The organism is Mesorhizobium sp. B2-8-1, assembly GCF_006440955.1.
GTDB lineage: Bacteria > Pseudomonadota > Alphaproteobacteria > Rhizobiales > Rhizobiaceae > Mesorhizobium.
The window spans coordinates 186,507-205,120 of record NZ_VFTX01000013.1; the positions used below are offsets into that span (position 1 = coordinate 186,507).

17 protein-coding genes are annotated in these 18,614 nt (G+C 63.7%); 4 read left to right on the forward strand and 13 right to left on the reverse strand.

All coding sequences use genetic code 11. The features are described 5' to 3' along the window. Positions 1 to 179: 179 nt before the first annotated feature. The 13 genes from FJ428_RS27760 to FJ428_RS27820 form a co-directional block, all read right to left on the reverse strand. Positions 180 to 1,709 (reverse strand): LysM peptidoglycan-binding domain-containing M23 family metallopeptidase, encoded by a 1,530-nt coding sequence (locus FJ428_RS27760; protein ID WP_140880583.1) that lies wholly within the window; start codon positions 1,707 to 1,709, stop codon positions 180 to 182. A gap of 177 nt (positions 1,710 to 1,886) precedes the next feature. Continuing rightward, entirely contained in the window at positions 1,887 to 2,540 is a 654-nt protein-coding gene (locus tag FJ428_RS27765) for a protein-L-isoaspartate(D-aspartate) O-methyltransferase (RefSeq protein ID WP_140495769.1), read from the reverse strand. Continuing rightward, the gene (gene surE / locus FJ428_RS27770; RefSeq protein WP_140495768.1) at positions 2,537 to 3,295 is read right to left on the reverse strand and encodes a 5'/3'-nucleotidase SurE; all 759 of its coding nucleotides are present in this window, start codon (positions 3,293 to 3,295) and stop codon (positions 2,537 to 2,539) included. The genes FJ428_RS27765 and surE overlap by 4 nt, the downstream gene beginning before the upstream one ends. Further along, positions 3,295 to 4,836 carry a serine--tRNA ligase gene (serS, locus tag FJ428_RS27775; RefSeq protein ID WP_140880584.1) on the reverse strand — a complete coding sequence of 514 codons (1,542 nt, stop codon included), beginning with the start codon at positions 4,834 to 4,836 and terminating at the stop codon, positions 3,295 to 3,297. The genes surE and serS overlap by 1 nt, the downstream gene beginning before the upstream one ends. A 374-nt stretch (positions 4,837 to 5,210) precedes the next feature. After that, positions 5,211 to 6,074 carry a twin-arginine translocase subunit TatC gene (tatC, locus tag FJ428_RS27780; RefSeq protein ID WP_140495766.1) on the reverse strand — a complete coding sequence of 288 codons (864 nt, stop codon included), beginning with the start codon at positions 6,072 to 6,074 and terminating at the stop codon, positions 5,211 to 5,213. Further along, positions 6,071 to 6,805, reverse strand: a complete 735-nt coding sequence (gene tatB, locus FJ428_RS27785) for a Sec-independent protein translocase protein TatB (protein ID WP_140495765.1) — start codon at positions 6,803 to 6,805, stop codon at positions 6,071 to 6,073. The genes tatC and tatB overlap by 4 nt, the downstream gene beginning before the upstream one ends. Before the next feature lie 85 nt (positions 6,806 to 6,890). Next, positions 6,891 to 7,112 carry a twin-arginine translocase TatA/TatE family subunit gene (locus FJ428_RS27790; protein WP_015317533.1) on the reverse strand — a complete coding sequence of 74 codons (222 nt, stop codon included), beginning with the start codon at positions 7,110 to 7,112 and terminating at the stop codon, positions 6,891 to 6,893. A 179-nt stretch (positions 7,113 to 7,291) separates the two neighbouring features. Further along, positions 7,292 to 8,071 (reverse strand): SMC-Scp complex subunit ScpB, encoded by a 780-nt coding sequence (scpB, locus tag FJ428_RS27795; RefSeq protein ID WP_140623381.1) that lies wholly within the window; start codon positions 8,069 to 8,071, stop codon positions 7,292 to 7,294. Then, positions 8,068 to 8,871 (reverse strand): ScpA family protein, encoded by an 804-nt coding sequence (locus FJ428_RS27800; protein ID WP_140623496.1) that lies wholly within the window; start codon positions 8,869 to 8,871, stop codon positions 8,068 to 8,070. The genes scpB and FJ428_RS27800 overlap by 4 nt, the downstream gene beginning before the upstream one ends. A gap of 60 nt (positions 8,872 to 8,931) precedes the next feature. Beyond that, positions 8,932 to 9,951 (reverse strand): beta-N-acetylhexosaminidase, encoded by a 1,020-nt coding sequence (gene nagZ, locus FJ428_RS27805; RefSeq protein WP_140517130.1) that lies wholly within the window; start codon positions 9,949 to 9,951, stop codon positions 8,932 to 8,934. Between the two features lie 126 nt (positions 9,952 to 10,077). Beyond that, on the reverse strand, positions 10,078 to 13,425 hold the full coding sequence (locus FJ428_RS27810; protein ID WP_140880585.1) for an SPOR domain-containing protein: 3,348 nt from the start codon (positions 13,423 to 13,425) through the stop codon (positions 10,078 to 10,080). A 103-nt stretch (positions 13,426 to 13,528) separates the two neighbouring features. Further along, positions 13,529 to 15,286 (reverse strand): arginine--tRNA ligase, encoded by a 1,758-nt coding sequence (gene argS / locus FJ428_RS27815; RefSeq protein WP_140880586.1) that lies wholly within the window; start codon positions 15,284 to 15,286, stop codon positions 13,529 to 13,531. A 62-nt stretch (positions 15,287 to 15,348) separates the two neighbouring features. After that, positions 15,349 to 16,563 (reverse strand): deoxyguanosinetriphosphate triphosphohydrolase, encoded by a 1,215-nt coding sequence (locus tag FJ428_RS27820; protein ID WP_140517136.1) that lies wholly within the window; start codon positions 16,561 to 16,563, stop codon positions 15,349 to 15,351. A 113-nt stretch (positions 16,564 to 16,676) separates the two neighbouring features. On the opposite strand from FJ428_RS27820, the gene erpA reads away from it, so the two are divergent. The 4 genes from erpA (at position 16,677) to FJ428_RS27840 (ending at position 18,608) form a co-directional block, all read left to right on the forward strand. After that, positions 16,677 to 17,024 (forward strand): iron-sulfur cluster insertion protein ErpA, encoded by a 348-nt coding sequence (erpA, locus tag FJ428_RS27825; protein WP_140495759.1) that lies wholly within the window; start codon positions 16,677 to 16,679, stop codon positions 17,022 to 17,024. Between the two features lie 7 nt (positions 17,025 to 17,031). Continuing rightward, positions 17,032 to 17,424: a VOC family protein gene (locus FJ428_RS27830; RefSeq protein WP_140495758.1), complete on the forward strand. Its 393-nt coding sequence runs from the start codon at positions 17,032 to 17,034 to the stop codon at positions 17,422 to 17,424. A 7-nt stretch (positions 17,425 to 17,431) separates the two neighbouring features. Then, on the forward strand, positions 17,432 to 18,226 hold the full coding sequence (gene xth, locus FJ428_RS27835) for an exodeoxyribonuclease III (protein WP_140495757.1): 795 nt from the start codon (positions 17,432 to 17,434) through the stop codon (positions 18,224 to 18,226). 64 nt (positions 18,227 to 18,290) lie between these two features. Next, positions 18,291 to 18,608, forward strand: a complete 318-nt coding sequence (locus tag FJ428_RS27840) for a hypothetical protein (protein ID WP_140579767.1) — start codon at positions 18,291 to 18,293, stop codon at positions 18,606 to 18,608. Positions 18,609 to 18,614 lie beyond the last annotated feature (6 nt).

The window sequence follows — 18,614 nt, forward strand, 5'->3', positions numbered from 1 at the left end:
TTTGGTTCAGCATGTCACTCAAAATTTGATCCTGGTTAGACATGCATGAAAACAACGACGTGCATCCAGCAACCAACTGAAAAAGCCCGCTCCTTGCGGGGCGGGCTGAGCCGGCGGGCCGGACTGGAGGTCAGGCGGCCCGCAAATCGCTTTTTTTATTCTATTCGAAATAGCCCCGACTATTCGAGATAGCCGGAGGGATCGACCGGGGCCGAGTTCTTGCGCACTTCGAAATGCAGCTTCGGCGAGTCCGTCGTCCCGCTCATGCCCGACAGCGCGATCTCCTGGCCGCGCTTGACCTTCTGGCCGCGCTGGACCTCGATCGAGCTGGCGTGACCGTAGACGGTGACCAGGCCATTCTCGTGCCGCACCAGCACCGTATTGCCGAATTCCTTGAGGCCGTCGCCGGCATAGATGACGACGCCATTCTCGGCCGCCTTGACCGGCGTGCCTGCCGGCACGGCGATGTCGACGCCGTCCTTGCCGGAACCGAAGCCGGAAATGACGCGGCCGCGCACCGGCCAGCGCATCTTGCCTATGCCGGTGGCGTCCGGCGCCACAGCGTCGTCATCCTCGGCCTGCTGGATGACCTTGGCGTCTTTCTTCGGCGGCGTGTAGGAAGCCAGCGTTTGCGACGGCGTCGTCTTGGCCGTCGGCTGCGTCGTGGCTGTCGTCACCGGGTCTACCGCCGCAGGCTTTGCGGCGGCCACCGTGGCCGTTCCGCCGGCCGGCACCTTCAGCGTCTGGCCGATCTTCAGCAAGCCCTCCTGCATGCCGTTCGCCTGCTTGATGGCGACAACCCCGACGCCAGTCTTCCTGGCGATCGAGGAAAGCGTATCGCCCGACTGCACCGTATAGGTACCGGCGCCGGCCTTGGGCGCGGCGGCGGCCGTTTGCGGCGCGGGCTTGCTGTCTTTGGGCTTGTTCGCCGCGGCCGAAGCATCGACCTGCGCGGCTGACTTGCCCTCCTTGAGCTTCGGCTGCTGCGGCAGCACGGCGACCTTTTCCGGCGCGGTGGCCGGCAAGTCGCGCTTGCCGTTGGCTGGCTTGGCGTCGGCAACCCTGGGCTCGGCCTTGCTGGAATAGGCGTAGGCCGGAATGATGATCTTCTGGCCGGTCTTCAGCCCCTTGGTCGCGCTCAGCCCGTTGACCTTCATGATCACGTCGGCCGGCACCTTGTAGTGCTGCGCCAGCCCGGAGATCGTTTCACCGTCCCTGACGACGATTTCGGTGGCATGCGCCGTGCCGGCTGCCTTGGCGTCGGGCTGGGCATCCTTGAAGGGCTTGGCCGCGGGAGCAACCGTGCCGGTCGCCGTCCGGTCGACATGCGGTGCCGGGCGCACCAGAGCGGGCGCCGATGCAACACGCACCGGATTGGCGGCGGGTGCCAGCGCGGGAGCGGGCTGCGCCTGGGCGACCGGTGGCGGCAGCGGCCGCGTCGACACCGGTTCGAGGCTGGAGCGGCTGACCGACTGCGTGTGGCTGCCATCGACCGGCGCGGCCGCGACATCCCCCGGATAGGGCTGCTGCACGGCATCCTGCTTGTTGATGATGGCGCGCTGATTGTTTGTCGAGGAGGTGAAGACGTCGTCGACGCCGTTGAACCGCGACACTTGCGAGCTGCACCCAGCCGCGGCACCCGCGATCATGAGAACAGCGCAGCCCCGCGCCAAATTGCGACTGTTTGCCTTCAAAACACTGAGTTGCATCGCACTAACCCGCACAAACTCTGCACCAACTGGACAGGATTAAAGCGCGTTAATGTTACTGGTCGGTTAACCCCTTAGAATCAGACGCAAAATTTCTTAAAATATTTGAGGCCGCCCAGACTGCCCATATAGAGGCATGCGCAGCCGCCGTTGCAGGCCGGCTGACATGGACAATCCCTAGATAACGGCCGCCAGGCTGCGCAACACCGGCTGCAGGCGCACGAGGCCGATATCCTCGCGCTCGAAACGGCTGCCGACCTTGGTGAGCTTGGCCAGCACCTGCTCGCCCTCCTCCGGTCCGATCGGCGCGATCACGATGCCGCCGCTCGACAACTGGTCGAGCAGGAAACGCGGCAGGCTGTCGAAGGCGGCCCAGGCGACGATCCGGTCGAACGGGCCTTCTGCGGCCAAACCGGAGGAACCATCCACCTGGCGCGCGATGACGTTGCCGATGCCGAGCGCCTCGAAGCGCTGCCGCGCCTGTTCGACCAGCGTCTTGTAGCGGTCGATGGTGACAACCCGGCCTGACAGGCGCGACATCACCGCTGCCGTATAACCGGAGCCGGTACCGATCTCGAGCACGCGATTCCCGACTTCGATGGCGAGTGCGGCGATCACCGCCGCCTGCATGTCCGCGCCCTCGATCGCTTCGCCGCATTCGATCGGCAGCATGCGGTCCGACCAGGCGATGGAATGGAATTGGGCGGCCAGGAAGCCGCGCCGCGGTGTCGCCTCGAAGGCCGCGATCAGCGCCTTCGGCACGGTCCCCCTGCCGCGCAGGCGCAGCAGGAAGGCGGCAAATCCTTCTCGGTCATCGATCGGCAGGTTCATGCAAGGGCCTTGCTCAGCTGGTCACGAATCTCATGCGCTGTGAGGTCGAGCTGCAACGGCGTCACCGACACCAGGCGATTGCGCAGCGCAAAAAGGTCGGTGCCCTGCTTGCCCTCGACGGGTTCGCGGCCGAAGCGCAGCCAGTAGTACGGCAGCCCGCGCCCGTCGCGGCGTTCCTCGACCCACAGGCTGTGTACGAGCTTGCCCTGCGAGGTGACCACCGTGCCGGCGACCTCTTCAGGCAGGCAGTTCGGAAAATTGACGTTGAGCAGCACGCCGTCCGGCAGCGGCGTCGCGACGAGTTTCTTGAGCAGCGCCGGCGCCAGCGCCTCGGTGGTCTCGTAGGGAACGACGCGGTCCTCGCCGATAGTGCTGTAGCCCTGGCTGAGCGCGATCGAGCGTATGCCGAGCAACGCGCCCTCCATCGCGCCGGCGACGGTTCCCGAATAGGTGACGTCGTCAGCGATGTTGGCGCCGGAATTGATGCCCGACAGGATCAGGTCGGGCGCGCCGGGCAGGATCTTCTTCACGCCCATGATGACGCAGTCGGTCGGCGTGCCGCGCACGGCAAAGTGCTTCTCGCCGATTTTCCTCAGCCGCAGCGGCTCCGAGATCGACAGCGAGTGCGCATAGCCGGACTGGTCCTGCTCCGGCGCCACCACCCAGACATCGTCGGACAATGTGCGCGCGACGCGCTCGAGCGACGCCAGGCCCTCGGCATGAATGCCGTCGTCATTGGTCAGGAGAATACGCATTATTTCGATTCGATCTTTTCCAGCCCGCCCATGTAAGGCCGCAGCACTTCAGGAATGGTTACGCTGCCATCCTCGTTCTGGTAGTTTTCGATGACGGCGATAAGTGCGCGCCCGACAGCCGTGCCTGAGCCGTTCAGCGTATGGACGAAGCGGTTGCCCTTGCCGTCCTTGTCCTTGTAGCGGGCTTCCATGCGCCTGGCCTGGAAATCGCCGCAGACAGAGCAGGACGAGATTTCGCGATAGGCGTTCTGGCCGGGCAGCCACACCTCGATGTCATAGGTTTTTCGCGCGCCAAAACCCATGTCCCCGGTGCACAGCACCATGGTGCGGAACGGCAATTCGAGCCGCTTCAGCACTTCCTCGGCACACTCGGTCATCCGCTCATGCTCCGCGAGCGAGGACTCCTGATCGGTGATCGACACCAGCTCGACCTTGTAGAACTGGTGCTGGCGCAGCATGCCGCGCGTGTCGCGCCCTGCCGAGCCGGCCTCCGAGCGGAAGCACGGCGTCAGCGCGGTGTAGCGCAGCGGCAGTTTCTCATGGGCGGTGATTTCCTCGCGCACGAGGTTGGTGAGCGGCACTTCGGCGGTGGGGATCAGGAATTGTTCAGAAACCCCGGATGAAGATATCCGGCTAAGCACCTCGTCGTATGAGCCGCCTCGCTGTTGGATCATATCCAAAATATCTCGAGTACGTTCGAGATTGGATGTGATATCGGATCTAAATTTATCCCTTTCTGCATCGGCTATGTACGGAATAGCAGCAACAGAAATCCCCTGAAGAAGAGAAATATTACTAGCTAAATCTCTATATATCTTTGTGGAACTCAGTTCCAATCTGAGGTTTTGGAAATCGTTTGCTATCTGATATAAGTCTTCTTTGAATTTAGGTAACTGCCCAGTACCAAACATGACATCTGAGTTCACCATCAGCGGCGGGATGACTTCCTCATAGCCATGCTCGGTCGTGTGCAGGTCGAGCATGAACTGGCCGATGGCGCGTTCCATCCGCGCCAGCCCGCTCTTCAGCACGGTGAAGCGCGAGCCGGAAAGTTTCGCGGCGCGCTCGAAATCCATCATGCCGAGCGCTTCGCCGATCTCGAAATGCTCCTTCACCCAGTTCGGGCGGGTAGGCACCTTGCCGACGATATGCTTGACCACATTGTCGTGCTCGTCCTTGCCGACCGGCACATCGTCGAGCGGCACGTTGGGCAACACCGCCAGCGCGTCGTTCAGCGCCTTGTCGAGCTCGCGTTCGCGCGCCTCGCCGTTCTGGATGAAGGTTTTTATCTCGCCCACTTCGGCTTTCAGTTTTTCGGCAAGGGCCGCATCGCCCGAGCGCATGGCGTTGCCGATCTCTTTCGAGGCGGCATTGCGGCGTTCCTGCTTGGTCTGCAGCTCGGTGACATGTTCGCGCCGCGCCTCGTCCCTGGCGATCAGGTCGTCGACGGTGGACTGCGCTTCCTCGACCGACCACGAGCGCTTGACCAGCGCCTCGACAAGGGCCTTCGGGTTGTCGCGAATCCATTTGATGTCAAGCATGGTCTGAAAGCTCCTGCGGTAGCTTGCCGCCAAAGGCGCGGCGGTTTGCGCTACGATATGCTCAAGAATATAGCCTGAAACGCATCGTCGGTTTCGCGATGCGTTTCAGGCCAGAGGGGGTAAACCGCATCTCTGATCGATGCAAGATCGGGCTTGCTGACGGCAGGGGCCGCGAGCCCGCTTTCGAGTGGTGAGGGATAGCGCGACAGTCCAGAAATAAAAAACCCGCCTCGGCGGCGGGTCGTTGGCGCAAATCAGCACCATAACCGAATATGTACCATAGCGGCGGGCACCAAGTCAAGAAAAAATTCCTATCGGCACCGGGCCGCGCACCGATTCCGAGGCCGGCAGCCCGCAGGGGCGACGCGCCTGCCCTATGTGGAGGATGCGTCTGCCGGCTTTTCCGCCACCTCTTCCTCGGATTGCTGCTTCTCCCGCGCCAGGCGCTCGCGCTCCTGGCTGCGTTCGATCATCCGCGCCGACCAGATGGCGACCTCGTAGAGCAGGATGGTCGGGATGGCGAGGCCGATCTGGCTCATCGGGTCGGGCGGCGTCAGCACCGCCGCGACGACGAAGGCGATGACGATCGCCCATTTGCGCTTCTCGGCCAGCGCCTTGGATGACAGCATGCCGACGCGCGTCATCAGGCTGGTCACCACCGGCAGTTGGAATACCAGGCCGAAGGAGAAGATCAGCGTCATGATCAGGCTGAGATATTCCGACACCTTCGGCAGCAGCGAAATCTGCACCTGGTCGTTGGTGCCCGATTGCTGCATGGCGAGGAAAAACCACATCACCATCGGCGTGAAGAAGAAATAGACCAGCGAGGCGCCCATCAGGAACAGGATTGGCGACGCGATCAGGAACGGCAGGAAGGCGTTGCGTTCGTTCTTGTAGAGGCCGGGCGCGATGAACTTGTAGATCTGCGTGGCGATCAGCGGAAAGGCGATCACCATGCCGCCGAACATGGCGAGCTTGACCTGCGTGAAGAAGAATTCCTGCGGCGCGGTATAGATCAGCTCGACCTTGTGCGGGTCGAGCCCCGCCCATTGCGTCGCCCATTTGAATGGCACGACAAGTAGGTTGAACAGCTTCTTGGCGAAGAAGAAGCAGACCAGGAACGCGGCGAAGAAGCCGCCGAGCGACCAGATCAGCCGGCGGCGCAACTCGATGAGATGCTCCATCAGCGGCGCCGAGGATTTCTCGATCTCGTCCTTTTCCTTGTCCGAAACGCTCACTTGGCGGCTCCCGCCGTCTTTTTGGCCACTGGCTTCTTCGCTGGAGCCGGTTTCGCCTCGGCCTTGGTCGTCGCCGCCTTGGCTGCTGCCGGTTTGGCAGCCTTTGACGCCGCCACGGGCTTCGCCGGCGCTTTGGGTGCTGGCGCGGGTTTGGCGGTCGCCGCTTTCGCGGGCGTGGAAGCTTTCGCGCCGTTCGCCGAAGCCTTGGCGGGCTTGGCCGCTTTCCCTGCCGCAGGTGTCTTTGGCGCCAGCTCTGTCGGCGCTGAGGACGCCACCACCGATTCATCGGTCATGACTGGGAAGATCGGCGCGGCCGGCGCGGTATCGGGTTCAGTGGGCCCCGGCATGGTGGTCGCGCCGTTCTTCAACGGTTCGGCCGCCTGCGGCACCGAGCCGGCGGGCGCTGCCGTATCGACGGCCGGCTTCGGCTTCATCGCCGCGTCGACGCCGGAACGTACATCGGCGGCCGCCTGCTCGAACGGATTGAGCTGTTTCCTGATCTCGGCAACCGGGCTGAGCCCCCTTAGCTCGTCGACCGATTTCTTGACATCGTCGAGCTCCGCTTCCTTCAGCGCCTCGTTGAACTGCTTCTGGAAATCGGCCGCCATGGCACGCAGCTTCGCCGTCGTGCGGCCGAAGGTGCGCAGCATGTTGGGCAAATCCTTCGGCCCGACGACCACGATCATAACGATCGCGATCACCAGCATTTCGGTCCAGCCGACTTCAAACATGGCTATCCGTTCCGACTAATGCATGCCGCCCAAAAGTGCGAAGCGGTTCTGGGACAACGACACGCACAAAGCAACAACCCTTGGCTCAGCTCTTGCTGGCCTTTTCCTTCGCTGCCGAAACGGTTTCGTCGGCGCGATGTTCGACGGTACGCTTGTCGTCGGCAACGTCGTCGTCCGCCATGCCCTTCTTGAAGCTCTTGATGCCCTTGGCCATGTCGCCCATCAGCTCGGGTATCTTGCCGCGGCCGAACACCAGAAGCACGATGACCAGCACGATCATCCAGTGCCAAATCGAAAATGAACCCATAGCAACTCTCTCTCGAATGGTTTCCCTGGCGATGATCTATGCGTTTTCGCGTTGGGATTCAAACACAACCGCGACAGAGTTTATGAAAGGGTGTCGGATGTCACGCATTTTCGGCAATGCGGTCCGCTACCAATCGGCGCATCTGGCCCGGGAAAGCCTCCAGGAACAGAGGCTTGCGGTCAATCTTCCGTGACGCGCGGCGTCAGCAGGCCGAGTTCCTCGAGATCGATATCGGTCAGCGGATCCTCGTCCTCGGTCAGTACATCCGGGTCCGCCGGCGGCTGCGGAATGGAGAAATTCGAAGGCATGCGGCCCGAAAGCAGGCCGGCACCCTTCAACTCCTCCATGCCGGGGAGATCGCGGATTTCCTCGAGCGCGAAATGGTCGAGGAAGGTTTCGGTGGTGCCATAGGTGACGGGACGGCCGGGCGTTTTGCGCCGGCCGCGCATGCGCACCCATTCCGTTTCCAAGAGCGTATCCAGCGTGCCTTTCGAGGTTTCGACGCCTCTGATGTCCTCGATCTCGGCGCGCGTTACCGGCTGGTGATAGGCAATGATCGCCAGAACTTCGAGCGCCGCGCGCGACAGCTTGCGCTGCTGGACGGTGTCGCGGCTCATCAGGAAGGCGAGATCGCCGGCGGTGCGAAACGCCCAGGCATCACCGACCCGCACCAGGTTGACGCCGCGCCGCGCATAGATCTGCTGCAGCTCGGCCATCGCGAGGGCGATGTTGATGCCATCGGGAAGGCGCGCGGCCAACTGCTTTTCGCTGACCGGCTCGGCACTGGCGAAAACGATCGCCTCGGCCATGCGCACCGCCTCCGCCATATGCAGCCGCTCGGCGGGATTCTGCGCCGGATTCTGGGTCGGATTCTGAACCGAAGCCTGGTCGACCTCGCCCTCCTCCGGTTCGTTGTCCATCTTGAACGGGACAACCGAAGCGTTGGCGCGTTCGCTCATGATGCCACCTCGACTGCCTTGATTGCCTGTGCGCGGTGGTCGCGCAGATAGATCGGCGCGAACACCTCGTCCTGCCGCACATCCATCTTGCCCTCGCGCACGAGTTCCAGTGTCGCCGCGAACGAGCTGGCGATCGCGGTGCGCCGCTCTTCCGGGCTGGACAGATATCGGACGAGAAAACTGTCGAGCGCCGTCCAGTCCTGCAGCGAGCCGATCAGCCTTGTCAGGATATCGCGGGCGTCCTTGAGCGACCAGACGCCGCGCCTGGCGATCGTGACATTGGTGATTGCCTGCTTCTGGCGCTGCTGGGCATAGGCGGTGAGCAGATCGTAGAGCGACGCCGAATAGGCATTGCGCTTCTCGATGATGACCATTTCCGGCATGCCGCGCGCGAACACGTCGCGGCCGAGGCGGTTCCGGTTGACCAGCCGCGCCGATGCATCGCGCATGGCTTCCAGCCGCTTGAGCCGGAATTGCAGCACCGCCGCCAGTTCCTCGCCGCTTTCGCCTTCCTCGCCCGGCTGCTTCGGAATCAAAAGCTTCGATTTGAGGAAGGCGAGCCACGCCGCCATCACCAGATAGTCCGCGGCGAGCTCAAGTCTTAGCGCCCTCGCCGTCTCGACGAAGGCCAAATACTGCTCGGCGAGCGCCAGGATGGAGATGCGCGCGAGATCGACCTTCTGGTTGCGGGCAAGATGCAGAAGAAGATCGAGCGGGCCTTCGAATCCTGCGACGTCGACGACCAGCGACGGATCGCCGGTCAGCCGGGTATCATCGCTTTCGGCCCACAGGCGGTCCATCGGTGCGGCCTTCCCGGCCTTGCTTTCCAATGCTTCCGCCACGTCCCGTTCTTCCCTCTGTCAGGCCACCGCATCGAAATAGGTGGCGAATTCGGCGCGTATCTCGGTTTCTTCAGCCGCGTCGCGTTTTTCTATATAGGTCATTGCCCGGTTTGCGCGCTCAAGCGACTTGCCCTCAAGCCCTTTGGTTCGCGATGCGATGCCCGCCATCTCCTCGAAAACGCCGTTGCAGTGAAGGACCAGATCGCAGCCGGCCGCAAGGATCGAGGCCGCCTTTGTCGGGAAATCCCCAGAAAGTGCCTTCATCGAGGTGTCGTCGCTCATCAGCAGCCCATCGAAGCCGATCTCGCGGCGAATGATCTCGTCGATGACCTTGCCGGAGGTGGTTGCCGGGTTTTTCGGGTCGATCGCGCTGTAGACGACATGCGCGGTCATGGCCATCGGCAGGTGGTTGAGTTCCCTGAACGGCGCAAAATCGTGCCGCTGCAGCTCGCTCATCGAAGCGTCGACGACAGGCAGTTCGAAATGCGTGTCCGCGAAAGCCCGGCCATGGCCGGGAATATGCTTCATGACCGGCAGCACGCCGCCAGACATCAGGCCTTCCGCCGCGGCGCGGCCGAGCTCGATGACCGGGCGCGGCTCCTTGCCATAGGCGCGCGCGCCGATGACGTCGCTCGCCCCTTCGATCGGCACGTCGAGCACCGGCAGGCAATCCGCCGTGATGCCGTAGCGCAGAAGGTCGAAAGCGTGCAGCCGCGCCATCAGCCAGGCGGCGCGGGCTCCGGCGTCATGGTCGTCGCGCCACAGCGCACCGAGCGCGCCGCCGGCTGGATAGTTCGGCGCCAGCGGCGGCCGCAGCCGCTGCACCCTGCCGCCTTCCTGGTCGATGAACACCAGCGCGTCCGGGCGTCCGATGCAGTCGCGCATCTCGGCGACCAGGTCGCGGATCTGCTCGGTCTCGCTGATGTTGCGGGCAAACAGGATGAAGGCCCACGGGCATTCATTGCGATAGAAACTGATTTCTTCGCGGGTGAGCGATTTCCCGGCACAGCCGAGGATCATGGATTTTGATTCGGTCATGCCGACGAGTCTAGAATCTTCCGCGGCCAAAGGGAATCACGTCGAAAAGTGCAAAATGAAAACCGGCGCGGCGTTGAGGCCGCGCCGGTTTTCAAACTGCTCTCCTCCGACACGGGAGGTGAATGACTACCTCGACACGAAGCAGTTGCCGCCGGCAGCCTTGTAGCTGGTGCACAGATTGATGGCATCGTTGCGCGACTGCGCGGGCACGCGGACGCGGTAGAAAGTCCCCTTGCCGGCGATCTCCGCCTTGACGATGTTGGCGGTGCGGCCGGAAAGCACGCCACCATAGCGACGCTGCAGATCCTGATAGGTCGACTGCGCGCTTTCGACCGTCGGCTGCGAGGCGATCTGCATCGACCACGAACCGCCGCCGGTCGAGGGCGCCGCGGGACTGATGGAGGCAACCTGATCGGGCTTGACCTCGCCGACCACGTCGACCGGCTGGTCGGACGGGCGCTGCGGCGCGACCGGAACCTTGGCCGGCGTGTTGGCCGACTGGGCCTTGGCTTCCGCCTTGGGCTCGGCCACCGGTTTCAGGGCTGGCTCGTCGTCCGCCTGCGCGGCGTCCGGCGCCACCGTGCCGGTCTGGTCGGCATCGGCCTGAGCCGACGGCGCGACATGTTGCGGCGCCGGATCGACCGGCTCCACGGCAGCCACTTTCGGTGCGGCAGGCGCCGGATCCTCACGCGGCACCAGCGACCCGTCCGATTTGACCACCATGGTCCTGACCTTGCGCGGCGCCACGGCGACGACGTCGGGATTCGTTCCCTTGTCGGCATCCTGGAGAACCTGCGCGATACGATCCTCGGACTTGGCTGCGGGCGCGGCGTTGTCGGCTGGCGCCGCTACGGCGGTTGAAGCATCGCCGCTGTCGCCGTCCGCGCCGGCTGCGGTCTGGTCGGGCGAGAGATCGACGGCGCGAGCCGGATCTTTCGCCGCCACATCGACCGGTTCCTCGACATTGGTGACGAGCTTCTGCTGGACCGGCTCGGCGGGCTTGGCGCCCTTGGCCACCGCGTCATAGACCTTGTTGTCCTGGTTCGGCACCACGGCGCCGCCCGGGTTTTCCGGCTTGACCTTGATCGGTGCGTTGTCCGCCTTGACCAGGACCGGGGCGTCACCGCTGCCCTGGCCGCCCGGAGACAGCGCGAAGGCGCCGAGGCCTCCGGTGACAACGACTGCACCGACAATGGCGGCGATGAGCAGGCCGCGCCTGCGCGGCGACCCGCCGGCCTCGCGTTCGGCGAGACCAGGAACCGACATCGCCTCGTCCAGCTCGGGATCGTAGTCGAGCTCGTCGACGGCAAAATCGTCGGCCTGTGAAACCGGCTGGCTGCCGGGCAAGTCGTCGACGTCGAAGCCATTGGTGGCGTCGGCATAACCCGCCGGCGCTGTCGCGCGGGCAGACATTTCCGCTGGCCGTGCCGCGTAGGTGCGCGCCTCGGGCTGATAGCCCGGCTTGAGCCCCTCATAGCCCGGCTTGAGAGCCTCATAGCCCTGTTCAAAGGCATCGTATCCCGACTTGAAGCCGGGATTGTAGGAGTCGTCGGCATAGGGCGCGCTGGTGTTTGCGGGAGCCGCAGCGACATCCACTGTATTCATCTCGGTCAGCAGATTGGAGAATTCGGCGTCGAGATCGTCGTAGCCGGGCGCGGCCGGCTCATCCTCTTCGAAGTGCAATTCCGGAATGTCGAGATCATCCTGAAGCGCCACGACGCGCTCCGGCACATCGACGGTCTCGACATCAGGCATCTCGTCATCGAACGCGGACTGCTCGCGCTGTGCGGCGGCCGGCGCCGCATAAGCGGCAGGCTCGGCCGCACGATAGGTCGGGACCGCGGCAGACGGCGCCGCGGCCATGGGGGCCGCCGAAGCCATCGGCTGGGCGGTAAAACTCGCCTGTTGCGGCTGTGGGACCGGCGTAACCCGGCTCCACGAGCGGGCCGGCTCGGGCGGCGTGGACTGCATCGTCAGCCAATCGAGGGGATCGTCGCGGAAAGTTTCCGGCGCGGCGGGATCCGCGGCGACGTCTTCATCCCGGTCGATGCCTTCGGCCAGGTCGATGCTTGCGGCGAGTTCCGCTTCGAAATCATCGCCTTCAGAGGCAGCGGCATGCGCGCCGAGGTCCTGGTCCTGAAGCTCATCGAGCATGAGATCGTCAAGATCGACGTCAGCGGCCGAGACCGCCTGATGCTGCTGCGCCGCCGCAGGTTCGTCCAGGTTCCAGTCGAGGTCACCGGCCGCCGGTTCTTCGTCGGGTTTCGCGGTCGCGGCGACAGGCTGCTGAACCGCTACCTCCTCCTCGGCCACCGGCGCCGAGCGTGCGCTCATGGCGCCCAACAGCGCGTTCAACTCGTCTTCAAGGCTACGCTCGTCGGCGGCGGCATGCACCGGTTCGGCCATAGCCGGGGCGGCCGGATGAACGGGGGCAGCCACAGGCTCAGCGGCCGGCTCGTCCGTCGCTTCGGCAAGCGCGTCGTTGAAATCCTGCTCGAAAGCATCGTCCAGCGGCTCATCGGCGGCCAGGTCTGCCGCCTCGCCTTCCGCATCCGTCGCCTCGGCGAACACGTCCTCCATTTCGTGCGCATCTGCCGTCTCGGCGGTCACGTCATGCGCGTCAAGCGCATCCGTCTCCGCAGCCACGGGCGCATCGGTCGCGACCGAGTGATCGGCAGCCAGATCGAAATCGATATCCGCCAACGTGTCGTCGAAAGCCGTGGCGTCATCAAAGCGATCGCCAAAATCCTCTTCGGAAACCGCCTGGTTCGCGTTCAGCGCCGCCTCGACGGGAAGCTCGACCGGAGCCGCGGCCGCTTCAGGCTGCTGCTCCGCCACGTGACCATCGAGCATCAGTTCGTCTTCGAGCGAAAGGGCAAAGCCATCGTCGAATTCATGGTCGACGGTAGGCTCCGCGACAGGCTCCGCCACTTCGGCGGCCAAGGCGGGCTCGGCCGCATCGGTCGCGTCATCAAGCCGGAAGTCCTGATCGAGCGATGCCGCAAGCTCGTCCGCCATGGGCAGATCGTCATCGAGCGGCGAAACGCCATCGAGAGAGCTGGCTACCGCATCGTCGAAATCCGTATCGAAAGCGGCATCGACGGTTGGCGCGGCCTCGGCAACAGCGTCGTCGGCACCATGCTCATCGTCGAGCTGCATGTCGTCGAACGCCATGGCGAGTTCGTCATCCATGCCGTCGGTAGCGGCGGCGTCGAACGCCGGCTCATCAACATCGGCGACCGTCGCGGCGTTGCCTTCGGCAAAGTCGAAGTCGCCCATCAACTCCTTTTCGAGATCGATGTCGAAATCGACCTCCTGCGCCTGCTGATCAGCGGCGGCTTTCGGTTGGGCGGGCGCCTGTGGCTTGACCGGCTGGCGCGGGTCGAACCCCATGATCCTGGTCAGTTCCGCGAACGGATCATCGTTGGCGATGTCGTTGTTGTCGGCTATTCTCAGCTGGGTTCTGTCTGCCATTATTGTTCCCGAACTCGCACTCATTCGGACGCCATGGACGTCGCGCAGGGTTGGCCCTTACCAGCGCAATGTGGGCAAAAGGTGACAGGTTTTTTAGTCAAACCTAACGCATTTCGGTGGGCGCCGCGGCGCCGATCAGCGTCAGGCCGGACGTCAAGACATCCGAAACAGCCTGCACCAGCCCTAGTCTGGCATGCGTCAATTGTCGGTCGTTAACCTTAACAAAACGTAAGTCCGGATTATCGGTGCCGCGGTTCCAGTGCCCGTGGAAGCTTGAGGCCAGATCGTAGAGGTAGAATGCCAGCCGATGCGGCTCGAGCGCAAGTGCCGCCGACTCGATCAACCGTGGATATTCAGCGAGTTTCCTGATCAGGCCGATCTCGCCTTCGTCGGTCAGCAACGCCACGGCAGCCGCCAGACTGTTGCGATCGAAATTGGCCTCTCCCAACTGCTCGCTCGCCTGCCGGAATACCGAATGGCAGCGCGCCGAAGCGTACTGCACATAGAATACCGGATTGTCCTTGGACTGCTCGGTCACTTTGGCGAAGTCGAAATCGAGCGGCGCATCGTTCTTGCGATAGAGCATCATGAAGCGGATGGGGTCGCGGCCGACTTCCTCCACCACTTCGCGCAGCGTCACGAAATCGCCGGACCGCTTGGACATGCGCACCGGCTCGCCATCGCGAAACAGCTTTACCAGGTTGCACAGAAGAACCGTGAGCTTCACCTCGTCGCCGGCGATCGCCCGCGCCAGCGCTTCCAGCCGCTTGACATAGCCGCCATGATCGGCGCCGAGCACGTAGATCAGTTCGACGAAGCCGCGATCGACCTTGTCCTTGAGATAGGCGACGTCGGCGGCGAAATAGGTGAACGAACCATCCGACTTGACCAGCGCCCGGTCCATGTCGTCGCCGACCGCCGTCGAACGGAACAGGGTCTGTTCGCGATCTTCCCAGTCGTCCGGCCTCTCGCCCTTGGGCGGCGGCAATTTGCCTTTGTAGATATGGCCCTTCAGCGTCAGGTCGTTGATCGCCGAGCGGATCTTCCTGGCATTGTCGGCGTGCAGCGTGCGCTCGGAGAAGAACACGTCATGATGCACGTTGAGCAGCGCCAGATCCTCGCGGATCATCGCCATCATCGCGTCGATGGTGCGGTCCTTGACGATGGCGAGCGCCTCTTCGTCCGGCATCTGCAGTAAGGACCGGCCGAATTCCTTGGCCAGCGCCTGCCCGACCGGGACCAGATAGTCGCCTGGATAGAGCCCGGCCGGGATCTCGCCGACCTCGTCGCCAAGCGCTTCGCGATAACGCAGCATCACCGAGCGCCCGAGAACGTCGATCTGCGAGCCGGCGTCGTTGATGACATATTCCTTGGTAACGTCGTAACCGGCAAAGGCCATCAGATTGGCAAGCGCATCGCCAACCACGGCGCCACGGCAATGGCCGACATGCATTGGTCCCGTCGGGTTGGCCGATACATATTCGACATTGGCCTTCCTGCCGCCGCCGATGCTGGAGCGGCCGTAGTTGCGGCCCTCGCCCAGAAGCGTCGTGAGATGTGCCTGCCAAAAACCGTCCCTGAGCCGCAAATTGACGAAGCCCGGGCCCGCGACCTCCGCGGCCGCGACATCCTTGTCGTCCCGCAGCGCGAGCGCCAGGCGCTCAGCCAGCGCCCGCGGGTTCTGGCCGGTGGGCTTGGCCAGCACCATCGCCGCATTGGTCGCGAGATCGCCATGGCTGGCATCGCGCGGCGGCTCGACGGCGATGCGCGACAGATCGGGCGAAACACTGTCACTGTCTTTCAGATCAAGCGCTTCGACGGCTTTTATGATTCGCGCGGTGAAGTCGGCGAAGATGTTCATGGGTATGACTCTGGCGGCTTTGCAGGGAATCCGGCTTGTTGGCCGGCAAAATCGAGCCCGCCCTAGCTCAAATCCGGCGTACGGTCAAACAAACGGCGGTGTTCCTTCAGCGCGTAGGTGTCGGTCATCCCCGCCAGGAAGTCGGCCACGCTGCGCGCCTTGATGCGATCCTCGGCCCGGTCGAGCCCCTCGCGCCAGCCGTCCGGCATGGCGCGCGGATCGGCGAAATAGACGTCGAACAGGTCCCTGACGATCCGCTCCGCATCGGCGCGCACGCGCATGACTTCCTTGTGCCGGTAGAGGTGTTTGTAGAGAAAGGCCTTCAGCTCTTTCTCGGCGATGGCCATTTCGGCGGAAAAGGTCACCATCGTCTCGCCCGCCGCCCTCACCGCATCGGCGCTCCGCGGCCCGGTGCGTTCCAGGTTGGCGGTGGTCGACCTGATCACGTCCTCGACCATGGCGGTGATCTGGCGCCGCATCAGCTCGTGGCCGGTGCGCACCTCGTCGAGATTGGGATAGCGCGCGCGCACCCCCTCCAGGATGGTCCCCGGCAGCGAGACGGCCTTCAGCATGTCCAGCGTCAGCAGCCCCGCCCTCAGGCCGTCGTCGATGTCGTGCGTGTTGTAGGCGATGTCGTCGGCGATCGCAGCACACTGCGCCTCGATGCCGGCGAACCGGTCGAGTTCGAGGTCGTGCAGTTCCGAATAGTCGCGGATCGCCTGCGGCACCGGACCCTTCAGGCCCTTGCCGTTGGCATCGGTCAGCGGACCATTGTGCTTGACCAGGCCTTCCAACGTTTCCCAGGTCAGGTTCAGTCCGTCAAACTCGGCATAGCGCGCTTCCAGCCTTGTCACGATGCGCAGCGATTGCGCGTTGTGGTCGAAGCCGCCCCAATCAGCCATCTTCTCGTTGAGGGCGTCCTCGCCGGTGTGGCCGAAGGGCGTGTGGCCGAAATCATGCACCAGCGCCACCGCTTCAGCCAGATCCTCGTCGCCGCGCAGCGCCCGCGCCAGAGCGCGTGCGATCTGCGCCACCTCGATCGAATGGGTCAGCCGGGTGCGATAATGATCGCCTTCATGGGCGATGAAGACCTGCGTCTTGTGTTTCAGCCGGCGGAACGCGGTGGAATGGATGATGCGGTCGCGGTCGCGCTGGAACGGCGTACGGGTCGGGCTTTCGACCTCTTCGAACAGGCGCCCGCGCGAGCGCGCCGGATCGCTGGCATAGGCCGCGCGGGGCCTATAGCCAAATCCGATGTCGCCCAACTCGTTGGTCATGGTCGATGCCGCCTGACTTTGGCCGCCTGACTTTGGCCGCCAGACTATGGCCGGTTGACTTGGCCCTTCGCGCTTCATACCTATCATGTGAAACCGAAAGCAAGGTGACGCCCATGGGCGCGGATGCCAAGACCGCCATGAAAGTCGAGATGACCGATGCCGCCGCAAGGCGGATCGCCAAGATTGTGTCGGACGAGGCCGGCAAGACGGCGTTGCGCGTTTCCGTCGAAGGCGGCGGCTGCTCCGGCTTTTCCTACAAGTTCGATCTGGTCGACGCGCGCAACGACGACGATGTCGCCATCGAGAAGGACGGCGCCACGGTTCTGATCGATGATCTGTCGCTGGTCTATATGGGCGGGTCGGTGATTGATTTCGTCGACGACCTGATGGGCCAGTCGTTCCAGATCCGCAACCCGAATGCGGTCGCCTCCTGCGGCTGCGGCACAAGCTTCTCCATTTAGGAACAACATGCCTGCCATTGGCGCGGTTCGTCAGGTCGCGCTCTCGGCCGGGCGAGACCTCGACGCGACTCTGGCCTTCTGGTGCGACGTGCTCGGGATGAGCGTGCATGTGCGTTACGATCCGCCGGGCATCGCCTTCATCATGGCCGGCAGCGTGCGGCTGCTGTTCACCGACGGCATTCCGGCCGGAACCGTCTATCTCGACATATCAGGTCTCGAGGATTTCCACGCCGGCGCGAAAGCTGCGGGCGTTCCCTTCACCGCGCCTCCAACGCTTGTTCATCGCGACACCGAGGGCCAGTTCGGTCCGGCGGGGGAAAGCGAGTGGATGGCCTTTCTAAAGGATCCCGCAGGCAATACGATCGGCCTGGTCGAACGTCTTGCCCCGGAAGAACATTGAGGCCGCCATGAAGATCGTCACCTGGAACATCAACGGCATTCGCGCCCGCATCGGCAATCTCACCCATTGGCTGACCGAAAGCGCCCCCGACATCGTCTGCCTGCAGGAGATCAAGACGGTCGACGAGCAGTTCCCGCGCGCCGAGATCGAGGCGCTTGGCTACAATGTGGAAACCCACGGCCAGAAGGGTTTCAACGGCGTCGCCCTGCTGTCGAAATTGCGCTTCGACGAGGTCATCAGAGGTCTGCCCGGCGACGACGCCGACGAGCATGCGCGCTTCATCGAAGGCGTGTTCTCGACCGACAAGGGCGCATTGCGCGTCGCCTCGCTCTATCTGCCGAACGGCAATCCGATCGATGACGAGAGGAAATTCTCCTACAAGCTGTCCTGGATGGCACGGCTGGAGCGCTGGGCCGAGGAGCGGCTGAGGCTGGAGGAAGCCCTGGTGCTGGCCGGTGACTACAACGTCATTCCCGAACCTGTCGACGCGAAGTTCCCGGAGAACTGGCTGAATGATGCGCTCTTCCAGCCGCAGACGCGGCAGGCGTTCCGCAGGTTGAAAAATCTCGGCTTCACCGAAGCGGTGCGTTCGGTCACCGATGCGGGCGACACCTTCACCTTCTGGGACTACCAGGCCGGCGCCTGGCAGAAGAACAACGGCATCCGCATCGACCACCTGCTGCTGTCGCCCGAGGCCGCCAACCGGTTTTCATCGGCCTCGATCGAAAAGCATGTGCGCGCCTGGGAAAAACCGTCCGACCACGTGCCGGTGGCCATCGATCTCGATTTGCTGCCGGCCTGAGGGAGACCCCGGGCCCGCGCTGGACCTCGTATCGCCACAATCAGGCGCATGATGGGAGATCATCATGGCGGCTGGGGTTCCCATGACCATACGACTTGTCCTTTGTCCGATCGGCCTGGCATTCGCTGTCGCCGTCCCTGCGGCGGCTTTCGCCGCCGAGGAATGCCTTGCCAATGGAAAATCCTACCCGGTCGGCCAGGTCGCCTGTCTGACGATCGCCGACAAGAACCACCTCGCCCGCTGCGAGATGGTGCTCAACAACACCTCATGGACGAAAGTCGGGGACAGCTGCCCGCAAGACAGGCTGGCGCCGCACCGGCGGATGACGCCGATCTCGGCGCCGGCTCCCAGCATGGTGCCGGCGGAGCCGACCGAGAATTAATGTCTG

What these genes read in the sequence shown, in the direction of transcription:
- FJ428_RS27760 (WP_140880583.1), bottom strand. Translation starts at nt 1,709, where the DNA reads ATGCAACTCAGTGTTTTGAAGGCAAACAGTCGCAATTTGGCGCGGGGC.
- FJ428_RS27765 (WP_140495769.1), bottom strand. Translation starts at nt 2,540, where the DNA reads ATGAACCTGCCGATCGATGACCGAGAAGGATTTGCCGCCTTCCTGCTG.
- surE (WP_140495768.1), bottom strand. Translation starts at nt 3,295, where the DNA reads ATGCGTATTCTCCTGACCAATGACGACGGCATTCATGCCGAGGGCCTG.
- serS (WP_140880584.1), bottom strand. Translation starts at nt 4,836, where the DNA reads ATGCTTGACATCAAATGGATTCGCGACAACCCGAAGGCCCTTGTCGAG.
- tatB (WP_140495765.1), bottom strand. Translation starts at nt 6,805, where the DNA reads ATGTTTGAAGTCGGCTGGACCGAAATGCTGGTGATCGCGATCGTTATG.
- FJ428_RS27790 (WP_015317533.1), bottom strand. Translation starts at nt 7,112, where the DNA reads ATGGGTTCATTTTCGATTTGGCACTGGATGATCGTGCTGGTCATCGTG.
- scpB (WP_140623381.1), bottom strand. Translation starts at nt 8,071, where the DNA reads ATGAGCGAACGCGCCAACGCTTCGGTTGTCCCGTTCAAGATGGACAAC.
- FJ428_RS27800 (WP_140623496.1), bottom strand. Translation starts at nt 8,871, where the DNA reads ATGGACCGCCTGTGGGCCGAAAGCGATGATACCCGGCTGACCGGCGAT.
- nagZ (WP_140517130.1), bottom strand. Translation starts at nt 9,951, where the DNA reads ATGACCGAATCAAAATCCATGATCCTCGGCTGTGCCGGGAAATCGCTC.
- FJ428_RS27810 (WP_140880585.1), bottom strand. Translation starts at nt 13,425, where the DNA reads ATGGCAGACAGAACCCAGCTGAGAATAGCCGACAACAACGACATCGCC.
- argS (WP_140880586.1), bottom strand. Translation starts at nt 15,286, where the DNA reads ATGAACATCTTCGCCGACTTCACCGCGCGAATCATAAAAGCCGTCGAA.
- FJ428_RS27820 (WP_140517136.1), bottom strand. Translation starts at nt 16,563, where the DNA reads ATGACCAACGAGTTGGGCGACATCGGATTTGGCTATAGGCCCCGCGCG.
- erpA (WP_140495759.1), top strand. Translation starts at nt 16,677, where the DNA reads ATGGGCGCGGATGCCAAGACCGCCATGAAAGTCGAGATGACCGATGCC.
- FJ428_RS27830 (WP_140495758.1), top strand. Translation starts at nt 17,032, where the DNA reads ATGCCTGCCATTGGCGCGGTTCGTCAGGTCGCGCTCTCGGCCGGGCGA.
- xth (WP_140495757.1), top strand. Translation starts at nt 17,432, where the DNA reads ATGAAGATCGTCACCTGGAACATCAACGGCATTCGCGCCCGCATCGGC.
- FJ428_RS27840 (WP_140579767.1), top strand. Translation starts at nt 18,291, where the DNA reads ATGGCGGCTGGGGTTCCCATGACCATACGACTTGTCCTTTGTCCGATC.